A 13,278-nucleotide genomic window follows, 5' to 3' on the forward strand; every position below is an offset into this window, starting at 1 on the left:
GTACAGTCTCACGATGCCGGACCGGTCGCGGTATTGGCCAAAGGTCCCCTTTCGCCAAATCGTCGCGGCGTGCCAATTGATATATAAGCTAGCGCTTTAATACACGGTCCGTACGTCTGCCGCGGGGACGATGTCGTGCCAATTCGCGAGAATCTCGCCGCCAATCTCTGGCGGCTGATCCAACGCCACGCCTTCGACCGCCGACCGGCTCCTTCCCGTCGCCTCCCTTTTCCGACCATGTTGCACTGCGAAAGATTTGTTGCATTGCGATGCCGGCCTGCCCGGCCGACACTCCCGAGGGGTCGGGCCAAGGGGCGGGCTTACACGAAGGAGCCATCTTGGCAGCATCGTTCCGGCCGGACATACAGGGATTGCGCGCGCTCGCCGTCGGCGGCGTCGTCGCCTATCATTTCGGCCTCACCGGCCTGCCCGGCGGCTTTGCCGGCGTCGATATCTTCTTCGTCATCTCCGGCTGGCTGATCACCACCCACCTCATGCAGGAGATCACCGAGACCGGCAGGCTCGACCTCTGGCGCTTCTATGCCAGGCGTGCCCGGCGCCTTTTGCCGGCAGCATTGTTCGTCATCCTGGCCACGCTTGCCGCCGGCCATTTCATCCTGGCGCCACAGGAGCAGGCGCTCTATTCGCGCGGCGCCATGTTTGCCTCCGCCTACGCCATCAATCTGTGGCTGCTGCGCTGGTCGTTCGACTATTTCGCCGCTGATGCCACCAGCAATCCCTTCATCCACTTCTGGTCGCTGTCGGTGGAGGAGCAGTTCTATCTGGCCTGGCCGGCACTACTCCTGCTGGCCGCCTGGTTGCGTCCGGGCCGGCGCACGGCCGTGGCGGTGATCGGCGCGGCTGGCCTCGCCTCCTTTGCCGCCTGCGCCTGGTTGACCGTGGTCGCGCCAGCCTGGGCCTTCTATTTCTCGCCGCTGCGCGCCTGGGAGTTCGCCGCCGGCGGCCTGGCAACGCTGGTCCCAGTGACTTTCCTGCATCACCGCGCAGGGCTGCGGGCCGTGCAAGGCTGGCTCGGCCTGACGCTGATCGCGGTGGCCTATCTGCTGCTCAGCGAGGACCTGCCCTTCCCCGGCTATTACGCGCTGCTGCCGGTTGCCGGCACGATGCTGGTGCTGTTGAGCAGCGCAGGCGAGGAGCAGAACGGCAGCCCCTGCCGGCAGGCCTTTGGCCCGACCGCCGCCTTGTCGCTGCCACCCCTGCAATGGATCGGCGCGCTCTCCTATTCGCTGTACCTCTGGCATTGGCCGGTCATCGTCTATGCGCAGATGCTGGCGCCGGATCTTTCTGGCCCGCAGCGCCTCGGCTGCGGCGCGCTGGCGCTGGCGCTGTCGGTGTTCACCTATCACCTGATCGAGAACCCGGTGCGGCGCGGCGGCTGGTTGACGGCGGGTGCAAGGAGTCTTTATTTTAGCGCAATTCCGGACGGAAAACCGCGTCTCACTTTTCCTGGAATTGCGCTGGTGCCCGCACTGGCGCTGACCGGTGCCGGCGTGGCGGTGGCTTACGCCAATGCGCATCTGGCCCAGCGCAACGTCGACCCGCAGCAACGCGGCATCGAGCAGGCGGCCGAAAAACCCTCCATCGCACGTGCCGCAGACAAGGGCTGCCTGCTCGACTTCCACACGGTGACACCCAAGCCTTGCACGTTTGGCGCGGCTGACGCCGCCCACACCATCGTGCTGTTCGGCGATTCGCATGCCGACCACTGGTCGACGCCGCTGATCGAGGCGGCGAAGCGCAACGACACCAGGGTGGTCACCTATCTCAAATCGTCGTGCCGCGCCTCGCGGCTCTCCACCTTCAACACGGTGCTGAAGCGCGACTACACCGAATGCGACGCCTGGCGCGAGCAGGCGATATCAGACATCATCGCCCGCAAGCCGCGCCTGGTGGTGATCTCGGAATTCTCGATCGGCAATCTGACGCGCGACATGCCCGCCGCCCGCCGCATCGCCGAGACCGCGCGCTGGCAGGCCGGTCTGCGCTCGACATTGCAGGCCTTCAGCCGGGCCGGCGTCGAGACGGCGGTGATCCGCGACACGCCGATCAGCGACAGCTTCGCCGACTCCTGCGTGGCGCGCACGCTGTGGTGGCGCGAGGCGCCGTCACCGCATTGCGACACGCCAAGGACGGAAGCCGCCAATGACGGTGCCGCCGCCGCCGAGCGCGCCATCGTGGCCAGCGTGCCCGACACGCTCTATGTCGACCTCACCGACCGCTTCTGCGGGCGCACAGCCTGCCACGTCTTCATCGGCGGTAAACTCGCCTTCCGCGACCGCCATCATCTGGCCACCGCGTTTGCCGAGACGCTGGAGGGACCGCTGGAGCGGGCGCTGTTTTAGGGGTGGACTCCCTTCTCCCGGTTCACGGGAAGAAGGTGCCGGCAGGCGGATGAGGGGCAGCGCTGCCCTATCCCTTTGCGGCAAAGTCCCCCTCTCAGCCAAATGCACGCATCTCGAATTGATGAGCGACAACATTGGGCTCAACGGCGGCCAAGGTTCACCCATCACCGCCTCCCCATCATCATCCCATAGTGCACCGCCAGCAAATCCAGCCCGACCTTCAACAGCTTCGTCACGACGTCCCGCCCCTCGCCGGTCTGCTCGGCCAGGCTCTTGATCGAGCCGCCGGCGCAGCAGACTTTCTGCACCACGGCGGCAACCTCCCAGTGGCCTAGCGCCTTGGTGGCGGCGCCGTGCGCGCGGCCGGCGTCGAGCACGTTGTCGGCGATGCCGCCGCCGTGCCGGCCGCCGTCGACGCGTTCGGTCCAGCGCATCGGCTTGACGCTCGCCTGCTGGCTGCAGCGGAAATCCCCGCGGTAGCGCAGGCCGGCCTCGCGCTGCTGGCGCGACAGCGAGGTGATGCCGATAAGCGGATCGATGGTGCGCACCCGCACGATGCCGCCGGTGGAGGTGTGGCCGTCATTCGACACCTCGTAGACGCGGCTGGCCTCGAGCGTGCCGGCGGCCAGGCGTTTGCGGCCGAAGTCGTCGTCCTTCAGCGCGAAATCATGGCCGATCTCGCGGCGTATGCGCACCTGCTCGGCCTCGCCCTTCAGCAGTTTTGGCGCCTGCGGTTTTGCGGCTCTGGTTTTTTTGGGCATGGGTGGCTCCTCGTTTGGGGTCGGAGTTTGGTATGATGGCTCGGGCCTTGCAGGACTTGGGTTCCTCGCCCCCGCAGAGCGGGGGAGAGGTGGCCGCGAAGCGGTCGGAGAGGGGGCAGCGCGGCGAATCGTGGTCTGGTGCCTTATCCCTCAGCCCGCTTTGACTCACTGAGGTTGCCCCCTCTCCGTCTCGGCTGGGCCGAGCCACCTCTCCCCACTCCGTGGGGCGAGGAACCCAGGTTCTTGAGCGCCGCCCTTCTGGCGAGCAGCTCGCGGATGGCGCGGCGCTCGCGCAGTTCGATGCAGAGCTGGGCGCTGGAGGGCGCTGCCGGGGCGCGCCGCAGCCCCCGCATCCGGGCCGATGGAACCAGAGCGAATTCGCGACGTTATGCGGCGTCCATCAACACGGGAGACATGTCGATGACAGCCTTCATGCCGGTTACCCTGCGCTTTTGCGACAACAGAACCATGCTGGTCGGTTCGGTGGCCGCGGCCGCGACAGCACTTGGCCTGCAATGGCCTGACAAGACAGCACCCGCCTATGTCGAGGCGGCCCGGCTCGTCGCGCTCGCCGTCGATGGCACTTGCAGCCAGCGCATCGCCTTCGACGCCCTCACCAGGGCGGCCAGGCAACAGAACATACTGGTTGCCAGACCCAAGAGCCGCGCCCATGATTGGCTGGACGCCGTGGCCAGTTCGTGAGGACCGCGAGCCGGCCAAAAATGTGATGCAACCGCCTGGCAGCGTGGCGCGTTGATCATAGCGAGGTTTCATGCCTCGCGCAGAGTGAAGGTGAACGCCGTGGGTACGATGAAGACCGGAGTGCCGCTCAAGGTGCGGATGGACGGCCAGATCGAAGAGATCGACAGTGTCAGCGAGGCCGCCGACTTCCTGAAGCGCTGGCCGGTAGAGCGGCGCGGCCATGTCTACCGCAGCGCCCTCAACGCCTGCAGCGCCGCCATTGCCGCGCAGATTTCCGAATCCGACGCCATGAAAGTGTTCACCGGCTTTGCCCGGGTGGCCGACATCCTGGTCGCCGAAGGTGGGCCGGCCATGATGCTCGAGGCCAGGACGGTGCAAAGCCGCATGCCCAAGCAAGGCCGCCAGGCGCCGAAATAGGGTTGCGGCGCTTTCGTTTTTGGCTTGATTCATCTCAGATCCTCGCGGGTCGCTCATTGGTTTGGTTGCTGCGTCAGCGTCGCCCTCATCCGCTTGGGAGGGAGAAGGATTAAGCTCCGCGCCGACGTCCCCCTCTCCCCGTCCCTATACGGGGTGAGGGTGAGGGGCAGCGCCTGCGCCTTGGTAAGTGGCGTCTGACTGACGTTCCAAGTCACAAGCTGAGCTCTCAATTCTGCTACGCCGGCACCGCCCCTCATCCGCCTGCCGGCACCTTCTCCCCGTATAGTGACGGGGAGAAGGGATGCTCACCCGGCGTCGCTTCAAAAACGCGCCGGCGGAAGCGGGCCTGGTGGTAGGTGCAATAGCTTTTCAGCGCCCTGGTGCGCATGCCGCAGCACAGCATGTCGGCGCCCGGCCGGCCGCCCGGCGCATCCCCCTCTTCGGCAATGGACTTGTCGGGATCCTCTTCCAGCGTCAGGTCCAGCGGCGCGCGGCAGCGGCCGAACAGGCAGTCGATGAAGCGCATCGCCACGCCATGCGGCTGGCGGCCGATGACCGTCCGTCGCGGCACCGGCACCTCTAGGCGATAGGCTTCGCCATCGGCGATCAGCACGCCCTCCTCGCGCCCAAGCAGGCGCGGCGGCAGCCAGGCCGGCGGCGGTTCGCGCCTCAGTCGGGCGGCCGCCTTGCGCACGCCGGCGCCGCTGGCGGCGACCGCATCGACCTCCCCGGCAGGCGCCTTGGCGGTGGCCCTGCCCTTTGCCAATGTCCCACTCGCGCGCTTGCGCTTGCCCGCCGCGCGTTCGCCCGCTGCCTGTCCGGCTGCCCCCGGCGCACCTCTGGCAAAACCGATCGCGCACAGCATGGCGTTGCGGTGCACGATGCCGATGATGGCGTTGCGCGAGACCGCACTGCCGCGCAGCGCGCTGAATGCCGCTGCGATCTTCGCGGCGGAAAGCCCGTCCTTCAGCCAGCGGGCGATCTCTTGCAATTCCGTGTCGCTGTAGCTTGCCATCCGAGGCCTCCATCCAAAGTTCTGCCTTCGGCCGGTCGCCGTCAGGCAAGCGTCAAGGTTCGGCCACCGGGCCGCGGTCAGGGTTGTCTTGTTCGAGGGCCGGCTGGCGCCGGCTCGGCCGGCCAAGCCTCAGTCCGATTGGGCTCGCCGCCCGGCCGGTTCAACGAGGCGCGAAAGCAGCACCTCGGCCGTCTTTCTGTCGGGGGCGGAAACCGCCCTGCCCGTCAGCGGGTCGAACAGGATGACGGTGCCGTCCTGCGTGCGGATGCACGATCGGGCAGAGGAACCAGCAGAATCCGGGCCAGCGCCATCGCGGTCGAATTGGGGGCCGGAGCCGCAGGGAGCGGCGGCTCCGGCCGTTCCGGCCGCCGGTGACGGGCTGACCGGACCAGAGGCAATCAAGCAAGGAGCCTCGGGCTTCGCCCCGGCCGGGGAGGAGGACGGCCGGGACGGAAGGGAATGGGCGGCGGTGACAGTCGCCGGATGCGCCTCATGGGAGGCCGGCGCCACGGCGCCAAGGAAGCTGGACAGGTTTTGCATGACCGTATATAAGCATAACTCAAAAATTGATGCAAGCCATTCTTTCATGGACGAGAGCCGCTTTCATCGCTCACATGGGCGCCATGGCAAAAACGGAACTGTCGATCAAGGTTGGGGCGGCGATCCGCCAGGCGCGCAAGCAGCGCGGCCTGGTCATGCGCCACATTGCCGAGCACAACGACACCGATGTCGCCGCTGTCGGCAATTGGGAAACCGGCCGCAACCTGCCCAAGACCGAGAACCTTTTGAAGACCGCCGCCTTCCTGCGCGTCGACCCGGTGGCCCTGGGCAAGGGCGAGGTCGTTTTCCTCGACGAGGCCGGCTCGGTCGCCGACGCCGAGATCGTCACCGATGCCGCTCCCCTGCCCGCCGGGCCGATGGATATCGAACTGCTCGGCGCGGCGGTCGGCGGCGACGATGGCGACTTCACCTTCAACGGCGAGGTCGCCGGCTACGTCCAGCGCCCGCCCGGCATCGCGCATCTGCGCAAGGTATTTGCGCTGCATGTGCTTTCCGATTCCATGGTGCCGCGCTACGAGCCGGGCGAAATGCTCTACTGCGGTGGCCGCGACGCCGTGCCCGGCGACCATGTGGTGATCGAGACCTTTCCAGAAGAAAACGAGCGCAACGGCAAGGCCTTCATCAAGAAGTTGGCCAAGCGCACCGCCGCGGAACTGGTGGTCGAACAGTACAATCCGCCGAAGACGCTGACCTTCAACCGCTATGCCATCAAACACGTCTGGCGGGTGATTCCGCTGAAGGAGTTGCTGGGGTATTAGGGGAGGGAGAAGATCTTCCTTCTCCCCCTGTGGGAGAAGGCAAAACGAGCGTCACCGCCCCCACTTCTCAAGCCCGCTTCGATCCCTCCAGCGGAACCTCTCGGTCGCTTAGCATCTGGGCTTCGCTGCGCACGCGCTGGCGCTCGTCGATGAACGCTGCCTGGATCGAAACAGCCGCGCCCGGCAGCCCGTCGGCGCGGCAGGCGGAGCAGACGATGCGCCCTGAAAGGGCCGCCAGCGGCGTATTCCCGGTCACCCCGAACCGCTTTAGCTGATCGGGCCGCCACCACCTGTTGCGGCCGCAATCGGCGCACTCGACCGATATCGAGGCGACATGCGCGATCACTGGTTCCTTGCCTGGCAATGCCATCGCCCCTCCTCGCTATTTGTTCCTTGTTTGTTCACATATTCGTGTGTTTTCAGCCCGAAGTCGAGTCGAACCCATCAAAGATTTCCAAAAGTTTTTCTTCTGTCAATTTATGAGTTATGCTTATATTAACTCACAAATGTGAGTCGGGGCGCGAACCGCCTGCCGCATCGAACCCGGGAGCGACGATGGAAGCCCTAGCCGCCGACCTCGCTTGTGCCTGCGGCTACACCGGCGACAGCCCTGCTCTGCTCGAAGCTTTCGAGGCGATCCGCCGCAACGGCATCGCCCACACCCGCCAGGATCATCTCAGGCGCAAGGCGGTCATCGACGCGTTGAAGCCGTCGGAGATGCTGTTCCTGGCGGCGATCGGCCCGGCGCTGTCGGCGGAAGAAGCCCTCGAGGACGCCGCCCGCTTCATCGCCTTCTGGCGCAACATGCCGCGCTGGCGCCAGGAGCGGCGCCTGCCCGACCTCATCAGAGCCAAACAGCAGCGTTTGGTAGCGCGCTTCTTTCGCCGTCACAGTCACCGGCTCTGGGCGCTGGAAGTTGAGAAGCGGTTCGCGTAGCGTCCGAAAAGGCCAATTGACTGGCTTTTCGAGCTTCGAACGCCCTGAGCCTGCGAAGGGCGGGGCATGCGCCGGCTCTGGTGGCCACTTCTCCCCTTGTGAGCCTGGACCAGCCAATTTGCGGGTTCGAGGTGCCGCCGGACCAGATCAGTGGCGCCAGCCTGCTGGTCGCCGCGCGCCAGTTCGGCCCGCTCGACGCCCAGGCCCGCATCAGCCTCGATGCGCTGCAACCGGTGCCGATGGCCAGCCGGCGGACGTGCTGCCGCAATACGATCTGGACGCGCAACCGTAGGGAGGAAATCTAACTGCCCATGGCCTGTCGCAGCAACGCAATCACGTCCGCGACAGAAGGACCTTCGATGGGTGGCGGATCGGCCCGCTCACAAAATTCCCTCCAGATGAACAGCGTGAGTTCCGCGCCATCGGTACCCGGTTCACTCGATGCTTCAGCAAACTGTTCAAGGGCTCGATATCGATGGTCGGACCAAAAGAGCCGTTCGACCCAGTCATAGACAGGTATCAGGTGAAAATGGATCGGATGACCGGGAGAGTGGCCGTAGCGACTGATGTAGAGCCGGTTAGGCCGCAGACGCGACTGCAACGCCTTCTGCGTTTGCGCAAGCAGCGGGCCTAATTCGGCCAGAGCCTCTTGCGGCAGTTCCGAGAGGTCGTTGGTCGGCAGCTTGGAACCAAGCATCAGATATCCGGGCAGAGCCGAGTCAGTCCGGTGGCTAAGGAGCCAGAAATCCGTCGCGGAAATTTGGAGCGGTTGGGGAATCTGCAAAATCTGTTCTCCGATCCAGGGAACTCGACCGTTTGTCTCGGTTAAAACGCAAAGCAATTCCGGGAAGCGCGTGTAGCAGTTTGCGTCCGGAACTACCAACTGAGCAGGACCGATGGAAAGGCATGACCGCAGTTTCGACAAATGTCACACGCGCCGCCGGAGACGAGCCCGAGAAAAAAGCGCCAGCGCAGTTTTATCGCGCTTGCCATCCTGCTGCCGTTGACGCTTGCCGAAACCAGGTATGACAGCGTCCGTGAATGGCTGCACGGCCGAGACCTCATCGCCCACGATGTCGCCTTTGGCCAAAGCCTGCCGTTTAACGGCAACGACTGGCGGCTGGCCGATCTGCGCAGCGGCAAGGCCGGGCGCTTGCCCGCTTTCTAGCAAAGCTCGCCTGTTTTGCAACCGGGCCTGGACGTGCGGCGGCGAGACCGTGCATCCTCGTTCTTCGGGATTCATGATCGGGATAAGGCGAGCCCCATTGCGGCCCTCATTTCGTCGGATTGATGGGCCTGAGTGGGCTTGAAGAAATTCATCCGTGGCCGGAAGGATCTGACATGAAACGCCTTGTTCTCGCAGCCCTGTGGATGATGGCGCTTGCCTTGTCGGCCCATGCCGCCTCTGACGCCACGACCGGGTTGGCCGACGCCACGGTGCTGATCGTGCGTCATGGCGAAAAGCCCGACAGCGGCACCGGCCTGTCGCCCGCGGGTGAAGCCCGCGCCAACGCCTATGTCGCTTACTTTCAGCCTTTCATGCTCGACGGCGTGCCGTTCCGGCCCGATGTGCTGGTGGCCAGTGCCGATTCCAAGAACAGCGCGCGCGAGCGGCTGACGCTGTCGCCGCTCAGCAAAGCGCTGAAACTGCCCATCGACCAGCGTTTCGCCGACAAGGATGTCAAAGGCCTCGTTGCCGCTCTCGCCAGCGAAAGCCATGGCAAGTCGATCCTGATCGCCTGGCATCACGGCGAGTTGGCGAAGCTCATCAAGGCCTTCGGCGCCGACCCCAAGGCGCTGCTGCCGAACGGCAAATGGCCGGACGACGTCTTCAACTGGGTGGTGGTGCTGCGCTTCGACCACGCCGGCCAGCTTGTGCCCGGCTCGGCGCGCATCATCGAGGAAAAGCTGCCGGGCTAACGGGCGCGACTTTCCTTCTCTGAACGGTCACCGTCTCACGCGCGATTTCAGAAACCGGTCGAACGCCACCGCCAGGATCAGGATCAGGCCGATGACGATGCTTTGCGTGTAGGATGACACGTTGTTGAACTGCAGCCCGTTCTGCAGCACGCCGATCAGGGCCGCACCCACCACCGTGCCGCCGACCGAGCCGATGCCGCCGAACAGCGAAGTGCCGCCGATGACCACGGCCGAGATCACCGTCAGTTCGTAACCGATGCCGGCCACCGCTTCCGAGGAATTCAGCCGCGCCGACAGCACGAAGGCGGCGAGCCCAGCGAAGAAGCCGACGATGACATAGACCGAGACCAGGATGCGGTCGACGCGCAGGCCAGACAGCCGTGCCGCCTCGGCATTGCCGCCGACGGCATAGACGGCGCGCCCGTAGCGCGTGTAGCGCAGCACGATGTGGCACAGGATCGCCGCAATCGCGAAGATGAGCGCCGGCACCGGCACCGGGCCGATGAGGCCGGTGCCGAACCAGCGCATCGAGGCGTCGAAGCCGGAGATCGGGCCGCCATTGGAGATGGTCAGCGTCAGCCCGCGAAACACCGTAAGCCCGCCCAGCGTGACGACGAAGGGCGGCACTTTCAGCCGGGTGATGACAAGCCCCTGCACGCCGCCTGCCGCGGCGCCGACCACGACAGCGGCGAGCAGCGCGGCAAACCAACCATAGCCCTGCGTGCCCGTGGTCGACAGCGACAGCGTGTTGGCTGTGCCGCCCTTGGCGACCACGGCGGCGACCATGCCGCAGAAGGCGAGCAGCGAGCCTACCGACAGGTCGATGCCGGCGGTGAGGATGACGAAGGTCATGCCGAGCGCGATCAGCCCGGTGATCGAGATCTGCCGCGTGATGTTGAACAGGTTGATCGGGTCGATGAAGCTCGGCTTCAGCACGGTGAAGACGACGACCAAAGCGGCCAGGAACAGCAGCGGCCCAAAGCTCATCAGCAGCCGCGCGATGTTGACGCCGCCACGCTGGTTCTGTTCTCCCGCCACGCTCATCGTGCCTGACCCTTCGCATCCGGCCCGTTCGTGTCCCGCCCCCGGGTATCCCGCTTGTCGAGTGCCATCAATTCCATCAGCTTTTCCTCGTTTGCCTCGACGCCCGGCATCTCGCCGGTGATGCGTCCCCGGCGCATGGTGACGATCCGGTCCGAGACAGCCAGCACCTCGGGCAACTCGGACGAAATCATCATCACCGCGATGCCGCGCGCCGCAAGCTGCACCAGGATCTGGTGCACTTCCGTCTTGGCGCCGACATCGACGCCGCGCGTCGGTTCGTCGACGATCAGCACCTTCGGATCGCGCGCCAGCCAGCGCGCCAGGATCACCTTCTGCTGGTTGCCGCCCGACAGGCCTTCGATCGCCTGATCGACTGAGGCCATGCGGATCGACAGCATTTTCCTGAAGCCGGCGAGTGCGTCGCGCTCGCGCCGCTCGGCCATGAAGCCGAAGCCGTTGCTGAAGCTGCCGAGCGAGGCAACGGAGAAATTCGGCAGGATGCCCAACGCCGCAAAGATCGCCTGGTGCTTGCGGTCCTCCGGCACCAGTCCGATGCCGAGCGCGATGGCGTCCGCCGGTGACGCCGGCGCGATCGGCTTGCCGTCGAGCGTAATGGTGCCAGCGGCGATGCGGTCGGCGCCGAAGATGGCGCGCGCCAGCTCGGTGCGGCCGGAGCCGACGAGGCCGGCGACGCCGAGGATTTCGCCGGCCTTGACGTCGATGTCGACACCGTCGAGCACGATGGCATGTGGCGCTTCGGGGTCGCGCACGGTGCGCAGGCCGCGCACCGAAAGCCTGACATCGCCGGCCACCGCGCGCTGCGTCGGCCGTGCATAGAGTTCGGACGCCGCGCGGCCAACCATCTTCTCGATGATTTTCGGCAGTTCGATCGGCCCGTTCTCGCGGTCGAGATGCCCGGCCAGCCTGCCGTCGCGCAGCACCGTCATGCGGTCGCAGATGGCGGAGGCCTCCTCCAGCCGGTGGGTGACGAACATGATGGCGACCTTGTCCTGGCGCAGCCGGTCCATGATCGACAGCAGGCGCTGCACCTCGGTCTCGGTCAGCGCCGAGGTCGGCTCGTCCATGATGATCAGCCGGCTTTTCAGCGATAGCGCCCGGGCAATCTCGACCAACTGCTGTTCGGCCACCGACAGCGCCGACACCGGCGTCATCGGATCGATCGACAGGCCGACGCGAGCGATGATGGCGCGCGAGTCTTCCTCCATGCGCCGCCAGCTGACCAGCCCGAGCGGTCCGATCGGCGCACGGCCGATAAAGATGTTCTCCGCCACCGTCAGCGTCGGGATCAGGCTGAGCTCCTGGTAGATTGTGACGATGCCGTGCCGCTTGGCATCCTGTGGGCTCGCCGGCTGATAGTCGGCGCCGTCGAAAGTGATGCGGCCGCTCGACGGGGGCATGACGCCGGACAGTATCTTCAGCAGCGTCGACTTGCCGGCACCGTTTTCGCCCAAGAGGCCAAGGATTTCGCCAGGCCTGATGTCGAGCGAGACATCGCTCAGCGCGGTCACGCCGGAGAAATGCTTGGTGATGCCCTCGACGGCTAGCAGGATGGGCGGTGCGGCTTCAACTAACGGCAATGGTTGCTCCCGGATTGCGGTAGGCGGGACAGCGCCCCCCTCTGTCCTGCCGGACATCTCCCCCACGAGGGGGGAGATTGGCAGTTCCTTCGGCAGCGCCTCTTCTGCAAGGCCGGCGATTGGCGAAAGCCGGGGTGATAGCCAATCTCCCCCCTCGTGGGGGAGATGTCCGGCAGGACAGAGGGGGGCGCGACAAAGCGCGACCTCCATCCGCCATGCGCCCAGCTCTCACAGCCTACTTCGTCTCGCCAATCCGCTCCGCCTTGTCGAGATTGTCCTTGCCGATGACGATTGGCGTCAACAGCACCAGCTTCTCCTTCGGCTCGGTCTTGTCCTTGGCATAAGCGACCGCGATGCGCACCGCAGTGCGCGACTGCTCGCCAGGGAATTGCTCGACGGTGCCGGCAAGCTTGCCGTCGCGCACCGCGACCAGCGCTTCCGGCAGGGCGTCGAAGCCGTAGATCTTGACGTCGGTGAAGTTGCGGGCCGCACAGGCCTCCATGGCGCCGAGCGCCATGTCGTCATTGGCGCAGACGATGGCATCCGGCTTGCCGTTGGCGGCAAGGCCGGCCTCGGTCACCGACAATGCTTCGGCGCGGGCAAAGTTGGCGGTCTGCTCGAAGACGATCTGGTACTTGTCCTTCAAGGGATCGAGCACGTTGTGGACACCCTTGTTGCGGTCGATCGCCGGGCCGGCTCCGGGCTGGCCCTGCAGGTGGAAGATCTTGGCGCCATTGGGGAACGCCGCCACCATGGCTTTGGCCTCCGCCTCGCCGCCCTTGACGTTGTCGGCGCCGACATGGGCCAGAATGCCCGCGACGCCGTCGACGCGGCGGTCGATCGTCACCACCGGAACGCCGGCCTTGACCGCTTCCTCGATGGCCGGCGCCAGCGCGTTGACGTCAAGCGGCGAGATGACGATGGCGTTGACCTTCTGCACCAGCGCCGCCTCGATGTCGGCGGTTTGCTTGGTGGCCGAGTTCTGGCCGTCGCTCTCGGTCAAATTGACGCCTTGCGTGGCGGCCTCGGCCTTGATCTCGTTCAGCATGTGCACGAAGAACGGAAAGCCGAGATTGGGCACCGAGCCGAGGATGGTGAGCTTGCCTTCGGCAAACACCGAGGGTGCGGCAAGCATCATGGCGCCAAACGCCGCGGACGACAGCAGGACTTCACGTCTGTTCATAGGATCCTCCTCCACAGGGA

At 65.6% G+C, this 13,278-nt stretch carries 15 protein-coding genes and 1 pseudogene; 8 read left to right on the plus strand and 8 right to left on the minus strand.

Features of this window, described 5'->3' with window-relative positions; genetic code table 11:
• Window positions 1-338: 338 nt before the first annotated feature.
• Entirely contained in the window at window positions 339-2,363 is a 2,025-nt protein-coding gene (locus tag BPNPMPFG_RS10410) for an acyltransferase family protein (protein WP_258595214.1), read from the plus strand.
• Window positions 2,364-2,527: 164 nt separating this feature from the next.
• Here the strand turns inward: BPNPMPFG_RS10410 and BPNPMPFG_RS10415 are convergent, their stop codons facing one another.
• Complete coding sequence (locus BPNPMPFG_RS10415) at window positions 2,528-3,124, minus strand: DUF6456 domain-containing protein (protein ID WP_258595216.1); 597 nt, start codon at window positions 3,122-3,124, stop codon at window positions 2,528-2,530.
• Window positions 3,125-3,367: 243 nt separating this feature from the next.
• Here BPNPMPFG_RS10415 and BPNPMPFG_RS10420 point away from each other — a divergent pair, with 243 nt between their 5' ends.
• Window positions 3,368-3,826, plus strand: coding sequence for a DUF982 domain-containing protein (locus BPNPMPFG_RS10420; RefSeq protein ID WP_258595217.1), 459 nt, complete (start codon window positions 3,368-3,370; stop codon window positions 3,824-3,826).
• A gap of 108 nt (window positions 3,827-3,934) precedes the next feature.
• On the plus strand, window positions 3,935-4,243 hold the full coding sequence (locus BPNPMPFG_RS10425; RefSeq protein WP_258596700.1) for a DUF982 domain-containing protein: 309 nt from the start codon (window positions 3,935-3,937) through the stop codon (window positions 4,241-4,243).
• Window positions 4,244-4,496: 253 nt separating this feature from the next.
• Here the strand turns inward: BPNPMPFG_RS10425 and BPNPMPFG_RS10430 are convergent, their stop codons facing one another.
• Window positions 4,497-5,258, minus strand: a complete 762-nt coding sequence (locus tag BPNPMPFG_RS10430; protein ID WP_258595218.1) for a GcrA cell cycle regulator — start codon at window positions 5,256-5,258, stop codon at window positions 4,497-4,499.
• A 614-nt stretch (window positions 5,259-5,872) separates the two neighbouring features.
• Between BPNPMPFG_RS10430 and BPNPMPFG_RS10435 the strand changes: the two genes are divergently transcribed.
• A complete protein-coding gene (locus BPNPMPFG_RS10435; protein ID WP_258596701.1) occupies window positions 5,873-6,577 on the plus strand; it encodes an XRE family transcriptional regulator in 705 nt (234 codons plus the stop codon).
• 67 nt (window positions 6,578-6,644) lie between these two features.
• Here the strand turns inward: BPNPMPFG_RS10435 and BPNPMPFG_RS10440 are convergent, their stop codons facing one another.
• The gene (locus BPNPMPFG_RS10440) at window positions 6,645-6,947 is read right to left on the minus strand and encodes a hypothetical protein (protein WP_258595219.1); all 303 of its coding nucleotides are present in this window, start codon (window positions 6,945-6,947) and stop codon (window positions 6,645-6,647) included.
• 185 nt (window positions 6,948-7,132) lie between these two features.
• On the opposite strand from BPNPMPFG_RS10440, the gene BPNPMPFG_RS10445 reads away from it, so the two are divergent.
• Both BPNPMPFG_RS10445 and BPNPMPFG_RS10450 read left to right on the plus strand, forming a co-directional pair.
• Window positions 7,133-7,513, plus strand: a complete 381-nt coding sequence (locus tag BPNPMPFG_RS10445; protein WP_258595220.1) for a hypothetical protein — start codon at window positions 7,133-7,135, stop codon at window positions 7,511-7,513.
• A 98-nt stretch (window positions 7,514-7,611) separates the two neighbouring features.
• A complete protein-coding gene (locus BPNPMPFG_RS10450) occupies window positions 7,612-7,818 on the plus strand; it encodes a hypothetical protein (RefSeq protein WP_258595221.1) in 207 nt (68 codons plus the stop codon).
• On the opposite strand, the gene BPNPMPFG_RS10455 is transcribed toward BPNPMPFG_RS10450, so the two are convergent.
• Window positions 7,815-8,297 (minus strand): HIT family protein, encoded by a 483-nt coding sequence (locus BPNPMPFG_RS10455; protein WP_413776840.1) that lies wholly within the window; start codon window positions 8,295-8,297, stop codon window positions 7,815-7,817. The genes BPNPMPFG_RS10450 and BPNPMPFG_RS10455 overlap by 4 nt on opposite strands.
• Window positions 8,298-8,438: 141 nt before the next feature.
• Between BPNPMPFG_RS10455 and BPNPMPFG_RS10460 the strand changes: the two genes are divergently transcribed.
• Both BPNPMPFG_RS10460 and BPNPMPFG_RS10465 read left to right on the plus strand, forming a co-directional pair.
• Complete coding sequence (locus BPNPMPFG_RS10460) at window positions 8,439-8,681, plus strand: hypothetical protein (RefSeq protein ID WP_258595222.1); 243 nt, start codon at window positions 8,439-8,441, stop codon at window positions 8,679-8,681.
• 173 nt (window positions 8,682-8,854) lie between these two features.
• Window positions 8,855-9,433: a flagellar basal body-associated protein FliL gene (locus BPNPMPFG_RS10465; protein ID WP_258595223.1), complete on the plus strand. Its 579-nt coding sequence runs from the start codon at window positions 8,855-8,857 to the stop codon at window positions 9,431-9,433.
• 27 nt (window positions 9,434-9,460) lie between these two features.
• Here BPNPMPFG_RS10465 and BPNPMPFG_RS10470 read toward each other — a convergent pair whose 3' ends face one another.
• The 4 genes and pseudogenes from BPNPMPFG_RS10470 to BPNPMPFG_RS10480 all read right to left on the minus strand — a co-directional run bounded on the left by BPNPMPFG_RS10470 (window position 9,461) and on the right by BPNPMPFG_RS10480 (window position 13,258).
• Entirely contained in the window at window positions 9,461-10,477 is a 1,017-nt protein-coding gene (locus BPNPMPFG_RS10470; protein WP_258595224.1) for an ABC transporter permease, read from the minus strand.
• Window positions 10,474-11,562, minus strand: a complete 1,089-nt coding sequence (locus BPNPMPFG_RS10475; RefSeq protein ID WP_413776869.1) for a sugar ABC transporter ATP-binding protein — start codon at window positions 11,560-11,562, stop codon at window positions 10,474-10,476. Before BPNPMPFG_RS10475 ends, BPNPMPFG_RS10470 begins: the two co-directional genes overlap by 4 nt.
• Window positions 11,563-11,604: 42 nt before the next feature.
• Window positions 11,605-11,985, minus strand: a pseudogene (locus BPNPMPFG_RS43130) (ATP-binding cassette domain-containing protein); the annotation flags it as partial.
• Window positions 11,986-12,310: 325 nt separating this feature from the next.
• The gene (locus tag BPNPMPFG_RS10480; RefSeq protein ID WP_258595226.1) at window positions 12,311-13,258 is read right to left on the minus strand and encodes a substrate-binding domain-containing protein; all 948 of its coding nucleotides are present in this window, start codon (window positions 13,256-13,258) and stop codon (window positions 12,311-12,313) included.
• Window positions 13,259-13,278 lie beyond the last annotated feature (20 nt).

Origin of the sequence: Mesorhizobium sp. AR07 (genome assembly GCF_024746815.1) — a bacterium.
GTDB lineage: Bacteria > Pseudomonadota > Alphaproteobacteria > Rhizobiales > Rhizobiaceae > Mesorhizobium.